The 25189-nt window shown below is 43.9% G+C and carries 20 protein-coding genes and 1 pseudogene; 16 read left to right on the top strand and 5 right to left on the bottom strand.

Features of this window, described 5'->3' with window-relative positions:
* Positions 1–21 precede the first annotated feature (21 nt).
* From MHH52_RS27990 to MHH52_RS27980, 3 genes are all read left to right on the top strand, one after another.
* Positions 22–5100: an AAA family ATPase gene (locus MHH52_RS27990; RefSeq protein WP_340005685.1), complete on the top strand. Its 5079-nt coding sequence runs from the start codon at positions 22–24 to the stop codon at positions 5098–5100.
* Entirely contained in the window at positions 5097–5750 is a 654-nt protein-coding gene (locus MHH52_RS27985) for a response regulator transcription factor (RefSeq protein WP_340005683.1), read from the top strand. Before MHH52_RS27990 ends, MHH52_RS27985 begins: the two co-directional genes overlap by 4 nt.
* Before the next feature lie 128 nt (positions 5751–5878).
* Complete coding sequence (locus MHH52_RS27980; RefSeq protein ID WP_042131582.1) at positions 5879–6220, top strand: zinc ribbon domain-containing protein YjdM; 342 nt, start codon at positions 5879–5881, stop codon at positions 6218–6220.
* 73 nt (positions 6221–6293) lie between these two features.
* Here the strand turns inward: MHH52_RS27980 and MHH52_RS27975 are convergent, their stop codons facing one another.
* Positions 6294–7949, bottom strand: coding sequence for a diguanylate cyclase (locus MHH52_RS27975; protein WP_340005680.1), 1656 nt, complete (start codon positions 7947–7949; stop codon positions 6294–6296).
* 48 nt (positions 7950–7997) lie between these two features.
* Complete coding sequence (locus MHH52_RS27970; protein WP_340005678.1) at positions 7998–9719, bottom strand: EAL domain-containing protein; 1722 nt, start codon at positions 9717–9719, stop codon at positions 7998–8000.
* A 313-nt stretch (positions 9720–10032) separates the two neighbouring features.
* Between MHH52_RS27970 and MHH52_RS27965 the strand changes: the two genes are divergently transcribed.
* Complete coding sequence (locus tag MHH52_RS27965; RefSeq protein WP_340005676.1) at positions 10033–11091, top strand: LLM class flavin-dependent oxidoreductase; 1059 nt, start codon at positions 10033–10035, stop codon at positions 11089–11091.
* Between the two features lie 64 nt (positions 11092–11155).
* Positions 11156–11611: a RidA family protein gene (locus tag MHH52_RS27960; RefSeq protein WP_340009857.1), complete on the top strand. Its 456-nt coding sequence runs from the start codon at positions 11156–11158 to the stop codon at positions 11609–11611.
* 56 nt (positions 11612–11667) lie between these two features.
* Here the strand turns inward: MHH52_RS27960 and MHH52_RS27955 are convergent, their stop codons facing one another.
* Positions 11668–12624 (bottom strand): IS30 family transposase, encoded by a 957-nt coding sequence (locus MHH52_RS27955; protein ID WP_340003901.1) that lies wholly within the window; start codon positions 12622–12624, stop codon positions 11668–11670.
* Between the two features lie 312 nt (positions 12625–12936).
* On the opposite strand from MHH52_RS27955, the gene MHH52_RS27950 reads away from it, so the two are divergent.
* The 8 genes and pseudogenes from MHH52_RS27950 to hmpA all read left to right on the top strand — a co-directional run bounded on the left by MHH52_RS27950 (position 12937) and on the right by hmpA (position 20417).
* Positions 12937–13971 (top strand): stalk domain-containing protein, encoded by a 1035-nt coding sequence (locus MHH52_RS27950; protein WP_340005674.1) that lies wholly within the window; start codon positions 12937–12939, stop codon positions 13969–13971.
* A 67-nt stretch (positions 13972–14038) separates the two neighbouring features.
* A complete protein-coding gene (locus MHH52_RS27945; RefSeq protein WP_340009855.1) occupies positions 14039–14719 on the top strand; it encodes a YdeI/OmpD-associated family protein in 681 nt (226 codons plus the stop codon).
* A gap of 98 nt (positions 14720–14817) precedes the next feature.
* A complete protein-coding gene (locus MHH52_RS27940) occupies positions 14818–15825 on the top strand; it encodes a sigma-70 family RNA polymerase sigma factor (protein WP_340005673.1) in 1008 nt (335 codons plus the stop codon).
* Positions 15826–15951: 126 nt separating this feature from the next.
* Positions 15952–16647 carry a response regulator transcription factor gene (locus MHH52_RS27935; protein ID WP_313641845.1) on the top strand — a complete coding sequence of 232 codons (696 nt, stop codon included), beginning with the start codon at positions 15952–15954 and terminating at the stop codon, positions 16645–16647.
* A gap of 106 nt (positions 16648–16753) precedes the next feature.
* Positions 16754–17608, top strand: a complete 855-nt coding sequence (locus MHH52_RS27930; protein WP_340005672.1) for a M15 family metallopeptidase — start codon at positions 16754–16756, stop codon at positions 17606–17608.
* Positions 17605–18126, top strand: a complete 522-nt coding sequence (locus tag MHH52_RS27925; RefSeq protein WP_340005671.1) for a VanZ family protein — start codon at positions 17605–17607, stop codon at positions 18124–18126. Before MHH52_RS27930 ends, MHH52_RS27925 begins: the two co-directional genes overlap by 4 nt.
* A 44-nt stretch (positions 18127–18170) precedes the next feature.
* Complete coding sequence (locus MHH52_RS27920) at positions 18171–19007, top strand: YitT family protein (RefSeq protein ID WP_313641848.1); 837 nt, start codon at positions 18171–18173, stop codon at positions 19005–19007.
* A 205-nt stretch (positions 19008–19212) separates the two neighbouring features.
* A pseudogene (hmpA, locus tag MHH52_RS27915) lies at positions 19213–20417 on the top strand (NO-inducible flavohemoprotein).
* A gap of 63 nt (positions 20418–20480) precedes the next feature.
* Here the strand turns inward: hmpA and MHH52_RS27910 are convergent.
* Together MHH52_RS27910 and MHH52_RS27905 are read right to left on the bottom strand one after the other, a co-directional pair.
* Positions 20481–21587, bottom strand: coding sequence for a DUF4163 domain-containing protein (locus MHH52_RS27910; protein ID WP_340005670.1), 1107 nt, complete (start codon positions 21585–21587; stop codon positions 20481–20483).
* A 184-nt stretch (positions 21588–21771) separates the two neighbouring features.
* Complete coding sequence (locus MHH52_RS27905; protein WP_340005669.1) at positions 21772–22629, bottom strand: metallophosphoesterase; 858 nt, start codon at positions 22627–22629, stop codon at positions 21772–21774.
* A 171-nt stretch (positions 22630–22800) separates the two neighbouring features.
* On the opposite strand from MHH52_RS27905, the gene MHH52_RS27900 reads away from it, so the two are divergent.
* The 3 genes from MHH52_RS27900 to MHH52_RS27890 all read left to right on the top strand — a co-directional run bounded on the left by MHH52_RS27900 (position 22801) and on the right by MHH52_RS27890 (position 25175).
* Positions 22801–23556, top strand: coding sequence for a methyl-accepting chemotaxis protein (locus MHH52_RS27900; RefSeq protein ID WP_340005668.1), 756 nt, complete (start codon positions 22801–22803; stop codon positions 23554–23556).
* A 79-nt stretch (positions 23557–23635) separates the two neighbouring features.
* Positions 23636–23914, top strand: a complete 279-nt coding sequence (locus MHH52_RS27895; RefSeq protein WP_313638725.1) for a hypothetical protein — start codon at positions 23636–23638, stop codon at positions 23912–23914.
* Positions 23915–24053: 139 nt separating this feature from the next.
* The gene (locus MHH52_RS27890; protein WP_340005666.1) at positions 24054–25175 is read left to right on the top strand and encodes a nitric oxide synthase oxygenase; all 1122 of its coding nucleotides are present in this window, start codon (positions 24054–24056) and stop codon (positions 25173–25175) included.
* The last annotated feature ends 14 nt before the right edge of the window (positions 25176–25189 follow it).

Here is a 25189-nt window from a genome sequence, read left to right as displayed (position 1 = left end):
TGTAACTAGGGAGTGCTGTTCATGTTTGAGTTGCAAGGATACCAAACTTTAGATCTGATAGAGACTACCTCAGATATCAGGCTGTACAGACTCCTACGTCAAGAAGATGGTCTTAGGGTTATCGCCAAGACAACTACAGGCGAGTACCCGGGATCTACTATGGTTGATGCTTTTCGTTATGAGTATGGCATGCTTAAGCGACTTAGCGGTCGTGGAGCAATCGAGGCGTATAGTCTGGAAATCACGCCGGATCGGCCAGTCCTTCTCCTAAAAGATATAGAGGGGAGTACGCTGGATCAGATACTGCGTACACCTGATTCACTGGAGCTTCCAGTGCTGCTTCGGATCGCCATCGCTGTTGCTGATTGCCTTATGCAAATTCATCGTGAAAAAATAACACTAAATGAACTAACCCCCGCTCATCTAATCGTCAATCCAAATACTTTTGAAACGAAATTTATTGATATACGAATGTGCTCCACTGAAAATGATACCAGTCCATTGTCACCGTTAAGCGGGCGGCCGGATGCCTTGCTTCCTTATATATCGCCAGAGCAAACGGGTCGAACTGGGTTGAACCCGGACTATCGTTCTGACTTTTATTCGCTTGGAGTCATTATGTATGAATGTCTCTCAGGCAGTCGCCCTTTTGAGCTTCATGATGTTGTTGATATTGTCTATCGTCATCTTGCAGATACACCTGAGCCTTTACATCGCAGGTTTCCCACTATCCCTCTATCTGTCTCTGACATTGTTGGCAAATGCATGGAGAAAATGCCTGATGCGAGATATGCCAGCGCCTTTGGAATCAAGTCGGATCTTGAGGAATGTCTATCCCACCTACAACAATACGGGTACATCGAGCCCTTCCTGTTAGGAAGCTGGGATATTCCGGAACGCTGGATGGTATCGGAACGATTCTACGGAAGACATTTTGAGAAACTAAGCTTACGAGAAGCGCTGAAACGAGCATCACAAGGTGCTGTAAAGACGGTCTGGCTTAGTGGCGAGAGTGGTATCGGCAAAACAACCTTTCTAAAAGAAACGCTTAGAAATTCGATTTCTTTGGATGGTTTTTTCGCCAGAGGCAAATTCGAATCTCTACATACCTCACTCCCTTATGGCATCTGGCATCAAGTTATAGAAGATTTGGTCAGTCAACTGCTGATGGAAACGAAGCTGCAGGTGGAGGTTTGGAAGCTGCGTATTTTACAAGCAGTGGACAGTTACGGGCAATTGCTGATCGAACTTGTCCCTAAGCTTGAGCTCTTGATTGGCCCCCAACCTTCCGTACCTCCGTTGCCGCCGCTGGAAGCTCAGCATCGATTTCAATTAATCATGAGCCGGTTTATTCAACTCTTTCCTCATGAGGATCATCCTTTGATCTTGATATTGGACAATCTGCAATGGGCGGATGAAACATCGCTGCAATATCTCACTTCACTTATAGAGGACACGGCCACGAGTCATCTGCTAATCGTTCTTTCCTATCGTGATCGGGAAATCACGAGGCTGCACCCACTCAGTAGGCTGGAAAAGCATTTGATAGACCGCAACGTAGTGATGAGTAGAATTTCTCTACAAGCGCTTGAACTCACCGATTTAAAACAACTGCTACTGGATGTTATGCGTTACGAGGCTGCTGACTTGGACGAGCTAGCGCGGGTACTTCTGCATAAGACAGATGGGAATCCATTATTTATTAAGCAATTCCTTCAGGATTTGATTGATGATCAGAGAGTGGAATTTGACGAGGATCTTCGAAGCTGGAAATGGGACCTCCAGCGCATTACCGAATTGAATGTTCCCGATAATGCAGCAGCATATCTTTCAAGTAAATTACAGCAATTTCCCGATCAGACGGTGTATGCACTTAGTAGAGCTGCTTTACTGGGCAGCATATTTGATGTGGGTACGCTTGCTGAAATTACGGAGATTCCGGTAGATACATTGACCGAAGCATTGGAAGTTGCTGTAAATGGACGCTTGCTACAACCTGTTAACGGGGAGGAATATACGTATTTTAAATTTCAGCACAACCGCATTCATCGGGCGGCTTATGCTCTTGTTCCCGTAGAGGAGCGCCCAGAGCTGCATTGGAGGATTGGCATGCTATTGCTAGGCCGCAGCTCTCTTAGTGAAGGAACAATTCTATTTGAAGCTGTCCATCATTTGAATCAGGCGCTTGCGTGGATAGATCACCCGGAGCAGAGGCTTCAACTGGTGAAACTGAACTTACGGGCAGGGATAAGCGCAAAGCAATCAACCGCTCATGAGACATCCTTGCAATATATGCTTCACGCGACAGCGCTATTAGAGGAGCACAGTTGGGAGGAGCATTATGGACTAACCTTCCGTGTATTTCGTGAGAGGGCCGAGCTCGAATACTTATGTTCACATTTTGACAAGGCTAATGAATTATTCCATCTGTTAATCCATAAAGCTGCGACAAATACGGATAAGGCTTACATCTACGCGATGAAGGTTCAGTTGGAAGCAAGTAATGATAACCATGAAGAAGTTATCTCCTTAGGTCGGCATACATTATCGTTACTGAAAGTGAGCCATCAATTTGATCCTAGCTATGTTCAATTGACACTTCAATGGTTAAGATTGCGGCGCAGACTACAGAAGGTCTCACTCGAATCGCTTAATCTTTTACCGCCGATGACGGACGAGGCTCGTAGAGTCGCAATGTCCACTTTAGATCATACGAGCAATGCCTGCTTCTATGTCAACCGAGATGGGTGGCTCGCTTCTTCCTTCACCATGATTGAATTAACGCTCGATTATGGGATGACTCCGGAAGCTTCCATTGGGTTCATAAGCTACGCAATGTTTCAATACTATTACTTTCGTAATGATGAAGAGACGTTCAAATGGGGCATGTTAGCGTGCAGCTTATCTAAACCCTATCCGAAGCTGTATGTGAGAACTTTGACCGCATTCGCAATGTGCTTCGACAGCTGGCGGCATTATGATCCATCTATGCTCCATACGTTTACCGAGCATGCAGGTAAAGTTGGACTGGAATCGGGCGATCTATGGCAGGGTAACCAGAGTATACTGATCAATTGTGCCTCACTTTTGCAATATGGTCATCCGCTAGGTGATATCTATGATCGGTTAATTACTCATTCTGGCGAATTGCTGCGCCATAACAACAGTCTTCATTGTAAGCAGGCTATCATAGCTGTGGCCACTCTAGTTCGCTTAACAGGTTATCGCTCTGAAGATGATCCATTTGACATCGCTGAGATTCACGAACCTGAGTTTGCACAGTCGGTTCATGGAGACACATTTAATTTTATACAAGAAATGGTCTGGATCTACCACTATATGACGGGCTATGTGTTTGGGGAGTACCGAAAAGCCAGTGAGGCATTGAGCAAGTCAGCCGCGATTATAGAGTCACGTGAAGATGGGGCAGATCATGCCATGCAGATCACTTATGAGACTTTAGTCTGGGCTCAGCTGTATGAGGAACATACTGTTGAAGAGCAGCGTGTCTATCGGGGGGAAATGCGCAAGCGGCTGAAGAAGATGAAGAAGCTTGCTAGTCGTTGCCCGGAAAATTATCAACATAAATACCTGTTGATGAAGGCTGAGCTGACTCGCCTATCGAGAGATCCTCGACAAGCGGAAGCATTGTATGAGCAGTCTATTGAGACTGCTCGTATCAACGGTCATATTCACGATTTAGCGATGGCGGCAGAGTGCTACGGCAAATATGGGCTTCGTCATGGCAAATTGCATCTAGCAAGAATCTATATGACCGAGGCCTACGAGGCTTATCTGCAATGGGGTGCAAAGGCTAAAGCGGCTGACCTTGAGCAGCAGCACAGCCATTTACTGCATATTAAACGGGAGCCCGGGCTCGATCGAGTCGATTCTCTTTCTGTAGTGATGTCTGCACAAGCTTTATCGGGCGAGATGGAGATGAGTCGATTATTGGCCACGCTGATGCGGATCATGCTCCACAATGCTGGGGCCGAGTATGGAGCGGTTATTTTTGATCATGATGGCAGATGGATGGTTGAGGCTTATGGGACATCGGAGACTCTGCATATCGAGTCTGTTCCACTTGGGGAAGAATCGGATCTTGTCCCGGCGGCAATTATAGGCTATACGGCAAGAACGCAAGAACAGGTCGTGCTGCACGATGCAGCTAGTGATGGAATATTTACGCGTAACGCCTATATTAGGGACAATGGGCTGAAATCGGTGCTTTGTCTTCCGATCATGAATCAGAATAAATTGATTTGTTTGCTCTATTTGGAGAATAACTTGTCACCAGGCGTATTCACCCCACAAAGGCTTGATGTGCTCAAGTTGCTGGGCTCTCAATGCGCAATCTCCATCGCCAATGCCAAGCTATACTCGGGAATTCAATATCTTAAGAAGAATCTAGAGGATCAAGTCACAGAAAGAACCCTTAGCCTGGAGCGTTCGATGCGTGAGACGTCCGCGGCTTTGGCTGAAGCTACTGTCTATGAGGAACGAAATCGTATTGCACAGGAGATACATGACATTGTTGGGCATACGCTCACATCGACGATTCTGCAAATTGAGGCTGGAAAGCGCCTGCTCCAGAAGAAAGATATAGATAGCGGCGTTCAGCGTCTGGTTGAAGCACAGGATCTTGTTCGGCATAGCTTGAATGAAATCCGTGGCTCTGTCCATATGCTGAAGGAGGACAAGTATTCCGACCTCTCGGTCATGTTGAAGCAACTGATTCGTGATACAGAGCGAAATGCAGGCGTTGTCATCCATACCGTTATTTATGATCTGCCGGAGCCCATGTCAACAGCCTATAAGAAGGCTATCTATCATGCTTTGCAGGAGGGCTTAACGAATGGGATCAGACACGGCAAGAGTACGGAGTTCCATTTTAGTCTGGAGTCTGTCGGAGCGAATTTGCAGTTTAGGCTCAAAGATCGTGGGTCAGGTGATAGTCCCATTGTGATGGGGTTTGGACTTAGGACGATGAAAGAACGGGTTGAGCAACTGGGAGGTAGCTTATCCATTGATTCAGAAATGAATGAAGGCTGTTTACTGGAGATCGATCTGCCAATGCGAAGGGTTGGGGGAAGAAAATGAGTAAGATAAAGATTGTAATTGCCGACGATCAATTGTTGACACGTGAAGGACTACGCACCATTCTGGATCTGGAGGATGATATGGAGGTGGTCGGGGCTGCCAAGAACGGGGAGGAGGCGTGCGAGATGGTGGAAACGTTCCAGCCCGATCTGGTACTGCTCGATGTTCAAATGCCGGTTATGAATGGGATTAGTGCACTAAAACGAATCAAGCAGATTCGTCCGGACATATTTATTCTGATTTTGACCACTTTTATAGAGACAGATTATATTGTTGAGGGCATGGCATTCGGAGCAAGCGGGTATATGCTGAAGGATATGGATGCAGACAAAATGATCACCTCGATCCGTGATACGATATCAGGGCAATTTATCCTGCCAGCCCCGGTAGCAGCCAAATTGGCGACGAGGATGAGTAGATTGACGGAGGAGTACGAACATTGGCAAAGATCCAATCTAGATCGTATGAGTCTAACTGAGCGGGAAGAGGAGCTGGCGCAGCTCATTATCCGGGGAATGAACAACCGCGAAATCGCTGATACACTACATATCGCGGAGGGTACGGCCCGCAACTATATTAGCAATCTCTACAGCAAATTAGAGGTGGTTGACCGGGCTCAGGCCATCGTTCGACTTCAAACCATTATGTAACCATACAATTTTTACAGTTTCAGGACAATTTTCATATGTAGTGGAATCCTTACTGAATATGAAATATACTTTTAAAGTCCAGCCGCAAGACAGCTAGAATTTGAACTATGATTGGAGAAAATGAAAAGATGTCTAATTTACCAAACTGCCCGAAATGTAATTCTGAGTACACTTATGAAGATGGAAGTTTATTGGTTTGCCCGGAATGTGCACACGAGTGGACATTAGAATCAGAATCTGAGAATAGTGAAGATCAGAAGGTTATCAAAGATGCCAACGGCAATGTATTAAACGACGGCGACTCAGTAACTGTAATCAAAGATCTCAAAGTAAAAGGAAGCTCATCCGTTCTGAAGATAGGTACCAAAGTTAAAAACATCCGTTTAGTGGACGGAGATCATGATATTGACTGCAAAATTGATGGGTTTGGAGCTATGAAATTAAAATCCGAATTTGTTAAAAAGATATAAAAAGAAAGAATCAGCTTAACTTCGACAGAAGTAGGGCTGATTCTTTTTTCGAAAAATAATATTAGAAGGCGCGTCATCTTATGATCTCAACAATCTGGTTTCGTCCTGCATTTTTGGCTTGATATAAGGCTTTGTCCACAGATTCGAATAAATCACTTAGTTGATTTGTCGGACTTTCTGTATACTGCTCTGCAAAATTATTAATGGACAGTAGTCCCATGCTTACAGTGATGGATACAGAATGAGCAATATCATCCACATGTACTTTATTGGCCTCTATCATGAATTTGATATGTTCTGCCCAGCGGTTTGCTTGTGTATGGTTCGTATTTGGTAAATAGACGATAAACTCTTCTCCGCCATAGCGTGCCAGAATATCCGTCTCCCGTAGCGATTGCTTAATAACCTCTACCGTGCTACAAATCACGACATCCCCGACTAAATGGCCGTAATTGTCATTCACCGTTTTGAAAAAGTCGATATCCAGTAGAATGATGGCAAAAGGTTGCTTGAATTTCATATTTTCTATGATCTCATGCTCTAAGTGCTGCGTTAAGTAATGACGATTATAACAACCTGTTAAGCTGTCGGTTATGGCCATCCGCTTGAGTTTTTGGTTGGTTTGAGAAAGCTCATTCTGGATTTCAATTAATGCTAAATTCCGCTCTTGCAGGATCTCGTTCTGGTGATTGGTCTCAGCTATGAGGCGATGCAGCTCGCTTCTATCCTGAAAAGTGAGAATTCGTCCAACCATGATCTCACCTACGACAATCGGGGCCGCAGTAATGTTGATGTATGCATGGAGCGAGGTGTAGAATACTTCAACTTCGGTTCTCTCCATGGGCTGGTTAAGGTATGTATGAAGGAACAAACGGAAAGCACTCACGGTCTGTTCCATGGGTGTGAGAGTCGACACGTCGAAGTGGTCACCGATCTGTAGATTGATTTTTGGACTCAGCGATCGATTGATTTCTACTACAGTCTCGTTATCATCCAGTACAAGAATTCCTTGTGTGATGGTGTCAATGATATCCTGATGGGCGATGGTTACGAGATCAAATATTTTATCACGATGGATGGCAATTACGAAAAAGATTGCAGAGATTAATATCCCCAGAGAGGTCATCCCCGGAATCACCGGCTGAGATTTAAACAGCACCACATTAAGAAAGACATCGAGTAATACAAATGCAGCCAGCACCAGCACCCCTTTGAGCACATGAGCAACCTGTTTTTTGATCCGCTGCGTGGTGTTTGATACTAGAGCTGAGTAGATAATATGAAGAGAAATAGCAACGACGCTGGTTAAGTAGATGATGAGCAGCCAAAAAATCGGACCATAAGTTCTTTCGATATATCCACCGTGCATAGGGAGGACAAAGCTTTCATTTGGATTGACGATCACCCCTAGTATGATCAATGCTGCGAGAGTGTATAGGATCAGTGCATTCTTTTTTCGGAGGTGGTGTGATGTGCTAGTGAGTAATATCGTAAAAAGAAGCCATCCAATCGCTAACAAAACCGAGTCGATAAATGCGAGCTTCACATAAAACAATTGAACCCCGGGATCATCCGTCATTTTGATAGCGAATTGACAGAAGGGCCATAACATCATAGTAAAATGAAAAATCAAGTACGCCTTATGTAGGCTAGTGATTCTTACAGAAGCAAATATGTAGATGAATAGAACGAACAAAACGAAGAATAATAATAAGTCAATCCATGTCATGACATTCACTTCGGTAACACCTTCTTATATAAAAAAATAGGTTCATCTTTATTCATTTAAGCTCGAAACCTTCTCCCACTCGGTTAACAGCTCTTGTACGCTCTGTGCAGACTGCGGCTTACTGAACAAGTAACCTTGAATTTTATCGCAGCCTTGCTCCTGCAGATAATCGAGTTGCACAGTCTGCTCCACACCTTCTGCAATAACACACATATTCATTCGTTTACCAATCATAATAATTTGTTCTACGAGAACAGCTTGATGTGTCCCTGTTCGAATGGAATCAATAAAGGACTTGTCTATTTTCAAAGTTGAGATCGGCATATGAGTAAGATAACTTAAGGAGGAATAACCGGTACCAAAGTCGTCCAGTGCAATTTTAATGTTGTAAGCTCTGAGTTCAGTTAGTTTACTGCTCACATATTCATAAGATTCAACCAGAACACTCTCTGTGATCTCTAGCTCTAAGTATTCAGGGTCTAGCCCGGAGGCTTGCAAGGTGTCTAGAACTAATTCATTGAAGTCGCTTTGCAGTAGCTGCAGCATTGAAATATTAACAGACATCGTAAGATGTGATAATCCTTGCTCATGAAGACTTTTCAAAAAGGCACAGGCCGTTCTGAGCACCCACGCTCCAAGAGGAATGATGAGATGGGAGTCTTCTGCTATTTTGATAAACTTATCCGGAGGGACCATTCCTAGTATAGGGTTGTTCCAGCGCATAAGAGCCTCTAGTCCCGTCACCCTATTCTGAGTCAGATCAATCTGGGGTTGATAGAATACTTCCAGCTCATTTTTCTCTAAAGCATTATATAACTGCTTCTCAATGTTCATTCGCTCAGTAAAGGTATCATTCAACGGTTGATCAAAGACGATAATTTGGCCCTTGCCGGCGTCTTTGGCTTTATACATAGCGATGTCTGCACATTTAAGGAGTTCCATAATATTACTTCCATGTTCGGGGTGAGTACTGATTCCGATGCTTAGGCTAACGTGCAGCAGACTGTCATCCATCTCAATGGCGTCTTTAAAACCGGCAATAATGTGGGAGGCTACGCTAGTTATGCACTGACTGTTCTCGATAGAATATAAAAGAACGATGAATTCATCCCCAGCGAAACGATACACTTCTCCACTACTCCCAACTAGGGAGACCAATCTCTCACTAACCTTAACAATTAGCCGGTCACCAAATTCATGGCCCATCGTATCATTTACGTATTTGAAGTAATCAATGTCGATGAACATTAAGGCTGCAATGTTGTTCAGTTCCAAAATGCGAAGCCCATTCTCATAAAAAGCTAATTTGTTGGGCAAGCCGGTTAATAGATCATGATAAGCCAGATAATGCATCCTTTCTTCATTCAAAGCTAGCTTCTCTTGATTCTCAATGAGCTGATCATATTGCTGTCTGAGTTCTTCTTCAGTAGCTGTGATTTCCTCATAGGCGGCCTCTAGATTTTCGTGTGCGCTTACCCTTTCCCTATAGGCAAGATCCAGTTTCTTTTCGATCCTTTTAATCCGTTTGAGAGTACCTAGAATTAGTGCAAAGATAAGCCAAGCCGTTATGAGAATAAAGAACCAGCCTTTAATTATATTAATAAGTCTTATCCACTCCGGATCTCGCGTAAAAGTGGAAACGGCCTTATCTGTTATGGGGATCCATAAGCACCCTACAATAAAATATATTACGGCGATTTTTAAGGAACCCCGAACAGGATTGAAGGTTTGTTTGGATATGGAATTTTTGTGTTTGTTTCTTTGAAGCATATGTCCCTCCTATATCAAGCATGAGAGCTACTTGCTTTAGATGATTTCAACATATTTCATCAAAATCCTCTATTTGTCAGCGATGTTCTGCAAATTTAAAGGATGAGTTTCTCGACAAGCTGGAGCTAGGCATTAATGCCTAGCTTTTTTGAAATATAAGAAAGTATAAGTTTCACGCTATACATTATTCTTATATTTCTCGCTTAAACGCTTATCGTCCTAATAAGGACGCCAAAGGCGTTTATGCTTGACCGTAACTTGTGTTATAATCAAACAACTCGAAGAAAAAATTATAGTTAAGGGGGATTTGTAAGTGGAAATAGGCATCAGTACTTTCGTAGAAACAACACCGGATGTTCAAACCGGTGAGTTAATAAGCCATGCGCAGCGATTGCGCGAGGTAGTAGAGGAGATTGTTCTTGCTGACCAGGTAGGATTAGATATATTTGGTGTGGGTGAGCATCATCGAAAAGATTATGCGGCGTCTTCTCCAGCAGTCTTGCTGGCTGCGGCTGCATCACAGACGACAAGGATTCGGCTGACCAGTGCGGTAACCGTGCTGTCCTCTGCAGATCCAGTACGTGTATTTCAGGATTTTGCAACACTAGATGGAATCTCGAATGGACGCGCAGAAATTATGGCGGGCCGGGGTTCTTTTATCGAATCTTTCCCACTCTTCGGCTATGATCTAAATGACTACGATGAGTTGTTCGATGAGAAGCTGGACTTGTTGTTAAAATTAACGGCATCGGAAAAAGTAACCTGGAGTGGAAATCACCGTCCTGCCATCAATAATCTGGGGATTTATCCGCGCCCTGTTCAGAATCCTTTGCCCGTATGGATTGGCAGTGGAGGCAATACGGAATCTGTGATCCGTGCGGGACTGCTCGGGCTACCACTTGTGCTCGCGATCATTGGGGGCAGTCCGCTGCAGTTTGCGCCGCTCGTGAAGCTCTATAAGAAGGCTGCCGCTCAAGCGGGTCATGATGTATCGAAGCTTCCGGTTGCCTCACACTCGCACGGCTTTATTGCAGAAGATAATCAGCTTGCTGCCGATATGTTCTTTCCTTCTACACAGGCTAGCATGAATGTGATTGGCCGGGAGCGCGGATGGGGTCATTACAGTCGGGCAAGCTATGATGCAGCACGTAGATTTGAAGGCGCCTTGTATGTAGGAGATCCAGATACTGTTGCTGAGAAGATTATTCACCTACGCAAACACGTAGGCATTACACGCTTTATGCTGCATGTACCGCTAGGGACGATGCCTCATAAGGATGTAATGAGAGCCATTGAGCTATTGGGTACAGAAGTAGCGCCAATCGTTCGAGCTGAGATCGCGAGATGGGAAGCAGAGGTCGAAGCGAAATAATAAACGGGCATCTCTTGTAAATAAATTGAGTGTTGAAACTGTTGTGAATGGAGGGGAGACTGAAGTGACGGATCGAACCATAGCGAACAGACTTGAAGAATTAGGTATTGTCCTACCTAGAGCTAGTGAGCCAGCGGCTAAATACGCTAACTGCGTAATGGTTAATGGATTATGTTTTGTATCAGGAAAAGGACCGGCTGGGCATCCCAAAGGAAAGCTGGGGCAAGACTTTACCACCGAAGAAGGCTACCATTTTGCACGTCAGACTGGAATCGAGATCCTTGCCGTCCTTGAGTCAGCTTTAGGCTCCTTGGATAAAGTGAAGAGAGTGGTCAAAATCCAAGGATTTGTGAATGCAGATCCCTTATTCGAAGAACATCATAAAGTGCTCAATGGCTGTTCGGATTTAATGCTGGAGGTGTTCGGAGATAAGGGTAGTCATGCTCGTTCTGTATTGGGAGCTGTTTCTGTAAGAGATAATCTTCCGATTATCATTGATTCTATTTTTGAAGTGGATTAAAAAGAGGGCTGTGGCACCGAAAGGTGGCTACAGTCCTCTTTTTAAAAGACGGATTGTCAAGCTAAGTGCGACACTTCGGACATGAAAGATTCGTGAGCAGACTTCCACCCCAGACATTTCCGGGGGCGGTGGTTGATGAGATCTAGGGCGTGGGCAAGCTCCTCATCTGAAACTTGTGCAAAATCATGGCCTTTGGGAAAGAACTCTCGAAGGAGTCCGTTGCCATTCTCGTTAGACCCTCGTTGCCAGGACGAGTAGGGATCAGCAAAGTAGACATCCAGTCCATGAAAGGCTTCCAGAGCGCTATAGCAGGCGAATTCCTTTCCTCGATCCGCAGTAGCCGTTCGGAAAGTTTCTTGCGGATACTGGCTAGCCACAACACCAAAGGCGATCTCCATCGAATGAGCGGTACGGTCGGGCATCTTTACGGCCAGATACATCCGTGTCTTGCGCTCGATAAAGGTCGCGGCACAAGCACGGCTTTTTCCTCGGCTGGAAACCACCGTATCTAGTTCCCAGTGCCCGAAGGAATCTCTCTTTCGTACTCCCTTTGGCCGTTGACTAATGGTTTTCCCCACGAGGAATCGACCACGTGTCTCCAGTGGTTTACGTCGTTTACCCTTATGCCGTAGCACCTTTACTTCGCCTGCAACCAGACGACCTGCATATAGCCAACGGTAGATCGTCTTGAAGCATACGAAGGGTTGACCACTGGCTCTACGCTGTTCAGCAATCTGCTCGGGCGACCAGGTAAGTCGGAGTTTCTCATTGATCTCTCCGGCCAGTTCCGCGGTGAAACGACCTGTCGACTTACTCCCTTGTCGACGTTCGCTATACGCGATCTGAGCGGTCTCAGCAAGATAGGTATTTCCCTTGCCTCCTCGCTTCCGTTCTCTGGCAATGACGGAGTGATGACGTCCAAGTTCTGCCCCAATCGCTCGACTAGACCATCCCAATCCGTATAGTACTTCTAGTTTGCTTCGCTCCGTTATGCTAAGATGAGTGTAACCCATGGTGTGATTCTCCTTGTGTGAATGGTGTGTGGTAACTTCATTCTACACGAATCCCCATGGGCTTTCTCTGTTTAGCTGTCGCACTTCATATTACAATCCGTCAAAAATATAAGAAAGTATAAGTTTAGCACTATACTTTATGTTTTATATTTCTCGCGTAAACGCTTACCGTCCTTATAAGGACGCCGAAGGCGTTTATGCTTGGTAGCTTTGGGCTGTAGTTAGGCGTCGCTCCCAATAATTGTAACAAAACTAATTACCCTCTTTTTAGTAATAATATATGAACGTATCAATCAACTAGGGGATGACATCATGAAGATTCAAAAGAAAGCGATACTACTTCTACTACTTACATCTATACTCTATACAGCTCCAGCTCATGCGGCGGCGACGCCTCAGAATCAGGTTACGGGCATTTATCTGGATGATCGGCAGCTTGAACTAGAGGTTCAGCCCTTGCTTATAAACGGTACAACGCTTGTTCCCATGCGCAAGCTGTTTGAAGAACAGGGAGCAAAGATGTCATGGAATAACGATACCAAAACAGTTAAAGCCACCAAAGGGGATCTCGTGCTGACCTATCAGATAGGAGATTCGACCGCGAACAAAAATGGACAATCCTTAAACTTAACTGTTCCGGGCCAAATTGCGGGCGGTTATACGATGATGCCGCTGCGTTTTGTCAGCGAGGCTTTGGGAAGCTCCGTGAAGTGGGATGTTAATACTCGGACCGTCCGCATCTACTCAGCGATTAATTACGATACGACGATTCTTTATGGAGTTAACCTGCGAAGTTCGCCAAACTCATCGGGCCAGTCAGCAGTTCAGCAAATGTTGTCTGTAGGAGATAAGGTCCATGTCGTTAGAGAAGTGGATGCTTTCTGGTTAGAAGTGCGAACGCAAGATAACAAGACGGGATACATATCTGCTAAACCCCAATATAGCAATTATACTAGTGAGTCGCTCGCGGAGAAGCAGGGAAGCGCGCTGCTTGCTTACGGAGAGAAGTATCTGGGAACCCCTTATGAATTTGGTGCAGCAACGAACCAGACGTCAACTTTTGACTGTTCTTCTTTCGTAGGGCATTTATTTGAGAATGTGTTGTCGGTGGATCTGCCACGCGCCTCTTATAATCAAGCCAAAGAGGGGAAGCAAGTTGGGATCAGCGAACTGCGTAAAGGGGACTTGTTGTTCTTTAGTGCACGTGGTCTCGACATTGGTCATGTTGCCATGTATGCGGGAAATAATCAGATATTACACACGTATTCAAAAGAGCTTGGCGTGCATTATGAAGCCTTTAGTGATAAGTGGAAGAAGCGTTTTGTGACGGCGCGTAGGATGTTTTAGATTAGGTATTAATTAGGCTATAATGATCACGATGAAGAAGCATCCGAATACATTTGGGGGATGAAGCATAGTGGCTAAAACAATAGTAGAAAAGCTGAGCTTGCAAAAATACAACCAAGTAGCGATATTGAATAAACCAGAGGGATCAGATTATTTAGCGGAATTGACGGACTACGATACTTCGCTCGAAGGGGCGTATGATCTTATATTTGCTTTTGTACTAGATATGGGGTCCTTACAGGAATTAATGAACCGTGTGATTGAGCATCAGCATCTCCATAAGAATGGCTATCTCTTTGTGGCATACCCTAAAAAGGGGAACAAAGTGTATCCGACCTTTATTCATCGTGATGACTTATTAGAAGGTCTAGGTAGTGATGAGAATGGATACATCGGGGCAAGCAATATTAAATTTGCACGTATGGTAGGGTTGGATGATGTCTTTACAGTTGTGGGACTAAAAGAGGACGCTAAGGGTAAAGGTCAGCTTTCCACTACACCCAGTCAGTGCGTGGATGATTATATCTCCTTCATTCCAAATGTGGAACAAGATCTGAAGGATACACCAGAGCTGCTTATGATCTATCAATCGCTTACCCCTGGATATCGCAAAGATTGGGCTCGATATGTCTATAGTGCCAAACAAGAGGCAACAAGAGCTAAGCGTAAAGAGGAAATGAAGATGATTCTACGGGCTGGTTATAAGAGTCGTGAGCTGTATCGGCAAGCCAGTAGTACAGAAACCTAATCGACCTCTCTTCATTAAAAAGATTTTTGCAGGCATAAAGACGGTTTTTGAACTCCTTTTCCGTCTATGTTATGAGTTCGATTTGAAGGAGGAGAAGAGTGATTTGTACGGATGCAGAACTGGTAAATAAGGTGTGTAATGGTGATATGGATGCATTCAGTGTACTTATCAGCAAATATTCCAATGCAGTATACGGGGTAGCCTATGGTAAATTGGGTGATTTCCACATCGCACAAGACATTGCACAAGAGGTTTTTGTTAAAACCTATCGTAAATTACCCAACTTAAATGAGCCTGAGAAACTCGCCAGTTGGTTATATGCAGTTACCACACGGGAATGCATGGATTGGTTTAGGTCGAATAAAAAGAAAACGGCATATGAACTGATGGAGAAAATGGAGGTTTCTGAGCTAGAAAGTACCGAAGATAAGCTCCTCCGAAAGGAACTCCAGCAAGATGTGTGGAATGCATTAAACACCTTATCTGAAGCTAACCGTATAGTCACCATTCTATTCTATATCGACAACTACAAGGTTAGGGAAATCGCTGATTTCCTTGATTTATCTATTGAAGCTGTTGAGAGTAGACTCCGCAGATCAAGAACGATCTTAAAAAGGGAGATGTTGAGTACAGTGAATAACAATCTAAATGAAAACAAATTGCAAGACGAATTCAAGAAAAGAGTCTTTCAGGATGAAAGAATGCCTGAAACAAACTTTCGTCGTGTGGCCATGGGCCAAAGTGAATTTGATGATATTGATATGCATAAGACGAACTTCATCAATGTAAATATGGCGGGTACCAAGTTTGACAATATTAATATGAGCAGTACTACTTTTAACGATATTAATATGCATCTTGTTAAGTTTAATGAAGTGGGACTGTGGGAAATCGAGGTCAGCAATAGTGAATTAGGAGAAGCTTATTTCCATGATATTCACTTGTATGGCAAAGGCAATAAGTTTGAACGATGCCAGCTGAATGGCACATCCTTTGTAGAGTGTGATCTTTCGAATGTAGATATAAGGGAATGCAATCTTTCAGGCTTCACAGTTAATGGCATTTCATTAGAGGCCCTACTAGAGAGCTATAATAAAAATAAATAATTTTATAGCAGTTCTATTTATTCATTATAGATTTCATCGAAACCACTTCTTCCTAGGAGTGGTTTTTAAGTTTAGGGTATAATGGATGAAGATTACATAGCACAAACCTACAGGGGTGAAATATAGATGAAGCGCATCACGATTTTAATTGCGGATGACGAGGCAGAGATTGCGGATTTGGTGGCCTTGCATTTGCAAAAAGAGGGGTATCATATCATTAAAGTATCCGATGGGCGGGCAGCGGTACAAGCTATTGAGTCCCAAACGGTAGATTTGGCGATTCTGGATATTATGATGCCAGGGCTGGATGGTTATGAGGTAACCCGCCACATTCGGGAGCAGCATCATCTGCCGATTATCTTTTTAAGTGCGAAGACTTCTGATCTCGATAAGATCACGGGACTTGTCATGGGCGCAGATGATTATATGACCAAACCGTTCAATCCAATGGAATTAGTCGCCCGTGTTAATTCTCAACTTCGACGTTCTATACAATTCAGTCAGCCCGTAGCCGTTCTTAAATCGATTCTTGAAGTGGGTGGATTGACGATTTCGCCAGATGAGCACACCGTAAATCTTTATGGGGAGGTTATAGACTTAACTCCGAAAGAGTTTGATATTCTGCATTTATTGGCCAGTCATCCTAAGCAGGTATTTAGCGCAGAGAGTATTTTCCAACAGGTATGGGGAGAGGCTTATTATGAGAGTGGCAACACGGTCATGGTACATATCCGCACCTTGCGCAAAAAGCTTGGCGAAGATATGAATAAAAATAAATTCATTAAGACGATCTGGGGCGTAGGGTATACTTTTAATGGTTAAAACCAGTGAAACTTAGAGTTTAAGAAAAACTTTATAATTGCCCCGCTTTTTCTTTAAAGTGTTTTCGTTATTCTATTCCTATCAAGGAAATGGGAGGACATTACTGATGAAGAAGTGGGGCTTTTTGGTGATCGTTATGTTGTTGCTTGGTTATGCAGCAGCTCGTTATTTACCGGATACGGGTAATCTAGATAATGATGATAAGATCCGGAAAGGATCGGTTAGAAATAGCGATAGTTTAAAGGTGGTTACGCAAGATCAGGTATATCAAGGGGATTTGTTGCTGGTTAACAGAAAATATCCGGTACATGAGGACAGTGTGAAGACTGATGTTGTAACTTTAAATGATCAGAGAGATCTGGTTCAGGGCTATGGACTACTGGATACCTCTATTCGTCTGTCTGAAAGTATAGCGCATAAATTCAATAAGATGATCAAAGCTGCTGAGAAGGATGGCGTGAATCATTTTTTAATCAGCAGTGGGTACAGGGACTTTGATGAGCAAGAGGAATTATATCAGGAAAAAGGCTCGGACTATGCTTTACCAGCGCAATATAGCGAACATAATTTAGGGTTATCTCTGGACATAGGATCGTCTCAATCTGAAATGAGCAAAGCGCCTGAAGGAAAATGGCTGCAAAAAAACGCTTGGAAATATGGCTTTATTCTACGTTATCCGAAAGACAAAACCGAGATTACGGGGATAAAATATGAACCTTGGCATTTCCGTTATGTCGGGTTGCCTCACAGTGCGATCATCCATGAGAAGGAGATTGTGCTGGAACAATATTTGGATCTCTTGAAGGAGAGCAAAGAAATTTCAACGATTGTAGACGATAAAACATATACAGTAAGCTATTATCCGGTATCCGGATATACAAGTATTAAGATTCCGAAGGAAGGGCAATATAAGACGTCTGGGGATAATATGGATGGCGTAATTGTGACTACATTTCGATGAGTACAGAGCTTAAAAGTAAGTCTACTATGGAATTTTTGCTGGCAGCCTTATTCATCGTCTATATGTATTTCTTGATCCGCATCATTTTGTTTAAAGGCGCACCGATCAATCTGCAATCGCTGTGGGAACAAGCGGGGCGTATGCTCGAGCATCCTGACAGAATTTTTAATCGACCGGGTAACTATATACCCTTTAAGGAGATCTCGCAAGAGATGGAGAGACTGTCACTTTCAGATCCTTTTTCATCGCTTAATTTGGTGGGCAACCTTCTGGCATTTATTCCGTTTGGTATCTTAGTACCTATGCTGTTTTCTCAAAAAGTTAGGTTATTTCAAAGAGTCTTCATCCTCTCGCTAGCACTGAGCTTCTGTTTTGAATTCACTCAATTAGTATTGTATATCGGTACCTTTGATGTGGATGATCTTATATTAAACACTTGCGGTGGGATAGTCGGTTACTGCATATATAGACTGTTGTTTTCTACTGGTTTGTTTACAACTATATCAAAGCGGTGTTAGTATTTGTGGATGTAGATATAGATATAGGGTAGAAGGGGCATTGTATGAAAAAGCGTATATCGGATATTGTTTCCATCATTGTAGGGGCATTGCTGTTCTCCTTGGCCGTTAATTTGTTTGTTATTCCGAACGAGTTCGGTGAAGGCGGGGTAACGGGACTGACTATGATTACTTACTATCTGTATCAGTGGTCTCCCGGTATTGTTAGTTTGATTCTCAATTCTTTATTATTGATTGTGGGTTACAAATTTCTGGACAAAACGACGACGGTATACACGATTATTGCGGTGTTGTTCAATTCGATCTTTCTGATTCTTACGAAGAACTGGCATATTGCCAGCGATGAGTTGATCATCAATGCGATATTTGGAGGTATCTTGTCAGGTGTGGGTATTGGACTGATCATAAGAGTGGGTGGGACGACCGCAGGGTCAACCATTATCGCCAGAATCCTGCATAAATTTTTGGACTGGAATGTCAGCTATGCTCTACTGCTCGTCGATTTAGTTGTGGTGTTCGCTTCTTATTTCATTATTGGTGTTCAAAGTCTGATGCTTACGATTGTGATGCTCTATATAGCGACTAAGGTGATGGACTTCATTATTGAGGGAGTCAATTCAAAGAAGGCAGTTACGATTGTATCCAAGGAGCAGGACAAAATTGCTGAACAAGTCAATGGAATTATGGATAGAGGCGTCACAGTAATTTATGGCCGAGGGTATTATAGTAAGGCACCCAAAGAGCTGCTCTATATTGTCATTAGCAAACAGGAAGTAACCATGCTCAAGAAAATCGTAAGATCGATTGATAAAGAGGCATTTATCACCATCCACGATGTAAGAGATGTATTCGGAGAAGGTTTTGTGGAGCTGTCAAAATAAGAACTAAAGTGCTGTCCGGTAGCTATAGAGCTGCTTGGACAGCTTTTTTTTGAAATAGACATTCGATTGTGATGGATATCATTGCGTTTTCTGTTTGTTCACGTTTTATTAAATTCTCAAGTGATTCAGCGCACACTCGCTCATTCGCAGCTTCTATATGCTTTTTATAAGGTAATTATTTCACTGTAGAAGAGAGGTTATTTATATGTTAGATCAGCAGACGATTGATATCATAAAATAAACGGTTCCTGTATTACAGGTTCATGGAACAACCATTACTACTGTCTTCTATGGCATGTTATTTGAAAACCATCCAGAGCTATTAAATATATTTAATCATGCCAACCAGCGGCAAGGTAAACAGCAGACGGCGCTTGCTAACGCAGTCATTGCAGCGGCCATAAATATTGATCAGCTAGGAAATATCTTGCCTGTGGTAAAACAGATTGCAGAGAAGCATCGTGCACTGGGTGTATTGCCTGAGCATTATCCTATCGTGGGCGAGACCCTGTTAGCTGCGATTGGGCAAGTGCTTGGCGATTCGGCAACGCCGGAAATTATAGGTGCATGGGCCAAGGCTTATGGTGTGATCGCAGATGCTTTTATTGGTGTCGAAGCAGAGAAGTATCGTGAAGCTGCCGAGGCTCCGGGGGTTGGAGTGGATTTAGAAATTTTGTCGTGACTAAGAAGGTTAAAGAAAGCGAGCTTATTACTTCCTTCTACCTCTCTCCAGAGGATGGAAGGGAAATAGCTTCATACTTACCGGGTCAGTACATCACGGTTCGTGTTCAGCCCGATGGTGAGGAATATACCCATATTCGCCACTACAGTTTGTCCAGTGCTCCGGGACAGTCGTACTACCGTATCACTGTCAAACGAGAAGGCGAAGGAATAGATAAACCGGCAGGCGTCGTATCCACTTATCTGCATGATGTCATTCAAGTGGGATCTATATTAGAAGTGGGCTCTCCAGCGGGCGATTTCGTACTGGATCAGAGTAGTGATACTCCGGTGGTTCTAATTAGTGGGGGTGTGGGATTAACCCCAATGGTAAGTATGCTGGAGACGCTAATTGCTGCACAGCCAGAACGCGAGGTAACGTATATTCATGCAGCCATCAATGGAAGCTTGCACGCTATGAAAGATAGGGTGGCGGATTTAGCGCAATCTCATCCTGCTTTACGCTCCTATGTATGTTATGAATCTCCAGTTGAAGGAGACATGTTCAATAAATCCGGTTACATTGATTTATCTTGGCTGCAAGAGGTGGCAGACGTAAACTCTGAATTCTATTTCTGTGGACCTACCCCTTTTATGAAGGCGATCTATAAGGCTCTAAAGGAATGGAAGGTACCTGATGAGAGAATTCATTTTGAATTCTTCGGACCAGCCGGCAGTTTAGAAGCATAATATTTAGATCAAAAAGAGCGTCCCAGTCTTAATGACTGAGACGCTCTTTTTAAGAGTTAAGGCTTATTTGAAGGCAGCAAAAGGGTTAGTACCCTTAGGTAGTATTGAACTAAAATTAAAGGTGTACGTAGGAATTCCAGCTGCATAAGGAGCAATTTCATATTGTTGGTAGAAGATTACAATACCGCTCTCGGAAACGAAGAAGTTTGGTTTTTCTGTTAGTCCACCAGGTGCATCCGGAAAAGCTAGCTCCTTGGTGCTTTCCTTCAACATTTTATCTAGTTTTTGTTTGTAGTTTGGTTCTGCCTTTAGCAGGTCTTTCAGTTCTATTTGCTTACCATCCTTCAGCGAGAAGGTATGTCCCTCGCGCATGGTGCCGCCGTGTGCTCCACCGGTATACTCGTATTGATCCGTTACAATACTAAGCACGCCTTCGCGGTTAAAGGAGACAACATAAGATTGAGAGAAGTCATATTTATTCCCTACAGTGCCATCTCTACGGCTAGCCTGCTCTTCGCTATTTGAGACGAATTGTTCAGCCTGTTTCTTGAAGGTAGCATTAATCTTAGTTTGCACTTCCTCCGCTAGACCGCTGATTTTTGGATACTGTACTTTAATACTAGCATTTTTGTTGCTCTTGTCTAAGGTTTCAGAGGTGATTTTGATGTCATTCATCACTCTTTTACTTAGATCAAGCGATTTATGTGTAGGATTATATACGCCTTGCACTCCTAAATAATCAGATAACAGTTTAAACGGAACATACAAGCGGTTGTTAATCATCTTCGATTCATGATTTCCGGTCATACTATAAATGTAATATCCGTTCAAATCTGTGCTGACACCATAGTCAGAGACCTCCATGTTCAGTTTCATCGAGTCGCTGCCCACACTGTAAGTCTTTGTGGTTGAATTATAATTAATGGGAAGACCGAAGGCGTCTCGCAATACGGTTAAAGGAATCATGGTGTTCCCGTCAACTATTTTTGCTTGCTGCGTTAAGGTTTGACCCTTATATTTAAGCACCACAGAGGGTTGTTGTACGGCTTGTTTGACCGTTTTCGCTCCGGTAGTTGCGGCTTGAACAGAATTTCCTCCGAGGAGGCCCGAACCTCCAAGTAATACTCCAGTAGCTAGTATGGCAGATGTCCATTTCATAGTTTTGTTCATGGTTATATTTCTCCTCCCCAATAATGGGCTCATATGTAGTTTGATGTGATGTTGTTGTCCTCTATCACTCTTACGATTATACCTTGGCCCCAAATAGATTTGATTACAAACGCGGTTACAGTGTTGTTGCAAAGACGTGTAAAAGGTATATACTTTTTAACCATTTTTTAATTTTATGACACAATCAATAGGACTTTAAAGTAATTACGGTAAGCTCGGGACGACAATTAAAACGTATAGGCATACGAGTCACTCCAATCCCACGTGTGGTATAGACTTGGAGTCGGCTATTCGGGAGCTGATATAATCCGCTTGAATATTTACTGCCGTGAGGTGGGGTATACAAAGCGCCTACAAGTGGCAGTCGAATTTGCCCTCCATGACTATGGCCAGACAATTGCAGATCTATGGGAAGCTCACGATATTCATCGGCAAAATCAGGCTCGTGTGCAAGGAGTATGGTACATGCCTCTTCAGGGATATGAAGCAGCGCTTGATTAATATCTGCTTTGCCGACCCATGGATCATCTACTCCAGATAGATAAAGCTCCTCCGCCTCTTTTTTTAAGACAACATGCTCATTATGAAGTACGTGAAAGCCAGATTGTGCTAACCCTTTCGTTACAGCCTTTCGAGTGCCAAAAGCATCATGGTTACCTAACACAGCATATTGTCCAAAGGGTGCCCGCAACTGTGTACACAAGGCTATAGCCTCAGAAATATAATCGGCAGAATGATCTAATAGATCCCCGGTGAAGCAAATCAGATCTGGATTAACATGTTGAATTTGCTGCACTAACTCCGCCAAGGCTTCAGACCTCGAATACACTCCTAAATGTAAATCACTGAAATGAACGATACGAAATCTATCGAATGTCGGAGGGAGTAGAGGCAGCGTTATATCTATATATTTAATTTCAAGCCAGTAGGGCTCAACCCAGTGTGAATAGATGCCGGAAGCACTAGCTGCTCCAAGCAGCCCCAGCGTCACTTGAGCACTTTTCTTCAGAAATTGGCGTCTGCTAATAGGTTTAGTATTCATGAACCAATCTTACGGTAGGATTGTTACTTTAATATGACAATATTCATTATGTAACCCTTTGTGTCGATAAACCTACATATACATTTACTTAATGGGAGATGAACAGATGAGTATTATCGATGCCTTAGTCCTCGCAGCGCCTTACTTCAAAAAGATCAATCGCAAGATATTATGATCGGTATAACGGACAGGGAAATCTTCCAGTATTGTTCTCCAAGTGATGACATTGATTTTGGACTGGTCAAAGGAAGTCCTATTCCACCTGAAGACCCCACGCTTTCAAATGGATTAAAAGGTGAGGTTAGTTTTAACCGGATTCCAGCAGAAATTTATGGATTTCCTGTGATTTCAACATGTGTGCCTATATATGGAACAGACAACGAAGTGATAGGGGTATTTGCAATTGCCTATACACCCGAGAATGAAAATAAGCTTGAGGTCTTCACAGACGAGATTAATGGGATAAGCAGTAACTTAATGGACATGGTTCAGAGTGTGGCTGCACAATCTGAAGAATTATCAGCCACCTCTCAGCAAATATTAGATAATACACGTAGAGCGGTAGCAGAGTCTCAAGAAGTGAATAAGGTTACGGGCTTCATTCGTGAGATTTCTGAGCAGACAAACCTGCTTGGACTAAATGCGGCCATCGAAGCTGCGCGTGTAGGTGAGCAGGGGGCGGGTTTTGGCGTTGTGGCTAAAGAAGTGCGTAAACTCTCCGTCAACACCAAAGAAGCGACCCATCATATTGAAAAATCGCTGAGCGATGTTCAAAAGTCCATTAAACAGATGGAGCTAGAAATTGAAGCGATCTCCGCTTCTTCACACGCACAAGCAGAACTGGTCACCGAATTCAGCGGGGTGATTGAACGCTTGAATAAAGCCAACAAAGAAATGACTACTTTTATGCAATCCATCATTCAGTAGGATGTAATGCATAAAGTTACTTAACCTAAACCATGCTAGAAGGGAACAGGCGCATTTCAGAAGGGAGCGAATTTCATTTATGAAACAGTCCGATTCCAGTCTGCAAGCGAATGACAATGTAACTCAAGCCAAAAATTCTTTGGGTAAGCTTCATTTCTCTGTCTCACAGGCACTTAGTCATCCAACAGAACAGACTTTGGCACAGGCTGAGAACCGTCTGGCGCATACCGAACAGGCGATTCTGCAAGCTAAGGCTTCGCTAGGCCCCCAAGGTGTGGAATTGGCTGAAGAACTGCTGGCTGAGGACAAGAGTAGACTTGCCTCATTGAATCAGCAAGGGAAACGTTCAGAACGCTAAATGTTCCTGCTACAACCCGTGAAGCGCTAAGTTTCACGGGTTGTTCTCGTTTGCTATTCCCTAAAGGATGTAGCATTGGAGTGTGGATGGTATACTGGATTGAAAGTTCTAGCAAGAGCTTGGATAGGGGATAAACGATATGAATGGTAAACACATCGAAGAATTAACCCGGCAGGCGGACGCTTTTATTCGACAATGTTACGCTGAACTAGATAAGTCCGAAGCCGACACGGATCATCGCATCCTAGCCGTACAAGAAGAAATCAATCAATCAGGCAGTTACACACATACAACGGAGGAATTGATGCATGGGGCAAGAATGGCTTGGCGTCATAATAGCCGCTGCATTGGCCGCCTCTTCTGGCATTCTATAGATCTGATTGATGAACGTCAGGCTGAGACCGAGGAGCAAGTAGCAGAGGCTCTGCTACGACATCTGGAAAAGGCGAACAATGGAGGTCGTATTCGTCCGCTCATCACGGTCTTCCGCAGCGGGGAAGATCCGGCTCAGCGGATTCGGATTTGGAATCATCAATTGATTCGCTACGCTGGGTACCCTGGCGATGAAGAACACGAACGCGCTGGCGATCCGGCATCGGATGAATTCACAAGCTTGTGCCAGCAATTAGGCTGGCAAGGGACAGGTGGTGACTATGATGTGTTGCCGCTAGTGATCAGTATTGGCAACGGGCATCCACACGTGTTCCCTATTCCCGATCAACTCATTCAGGAGGTACCGTTGACTCATCCCGAAATTGAACGTTTTGCAGAGCTTCAGCTCCGTTGGTATTCGGTGCCGATCATTTCGGACATGCAGTTGGAAATCGGCGGGATTATGTACACGGCTGCTCCTTTTAACGGTTGGTATATGGAGACTGAAATCGGCTCGCGCAATTTAGGGGATACCGGACGCTACAACACCCTGCCTGCCCTAGCTGATTTAATGGGTCTCGATCGTTCCAGCAACACAACCCTATGGAAAGATCGGGCACTTCTTGAGCTGAACCGTGCAGTGCTGCATTCCTTTAAGCAAGCAGGGGTCAGCATTGTAGATCATCATACGGCAGCCGATCAATTTGTTCGATTCCAGGAGCAAGAACAGGGACATGAACGTCAAGTTTCGGGGCGCTGGTCATGGCTGATACCCCCTATGTCACCGTCGTCTACACCTATCTGGCATGATGGTACTTTGAAAGAATATGATTTTAGCCCTCGTTTCCTTTATCAACGATCACCTGCGGCCACCTGTCCTTTTCATTAACAATCGAATGTGAG

The organism is Paenibacillus sp. FSL K6-0276, assembly GCF_037977235.1.
Lineage (GTDB): Bacteria > Bacillota > Bacilli > Paenibacillales > Paenibacillaceae > Paenibacillus_AQ.
Note: the sequence above shows the minus strand (reverse complement) of the source record. Positions and strands in the feature narration are given on the sequence as shown.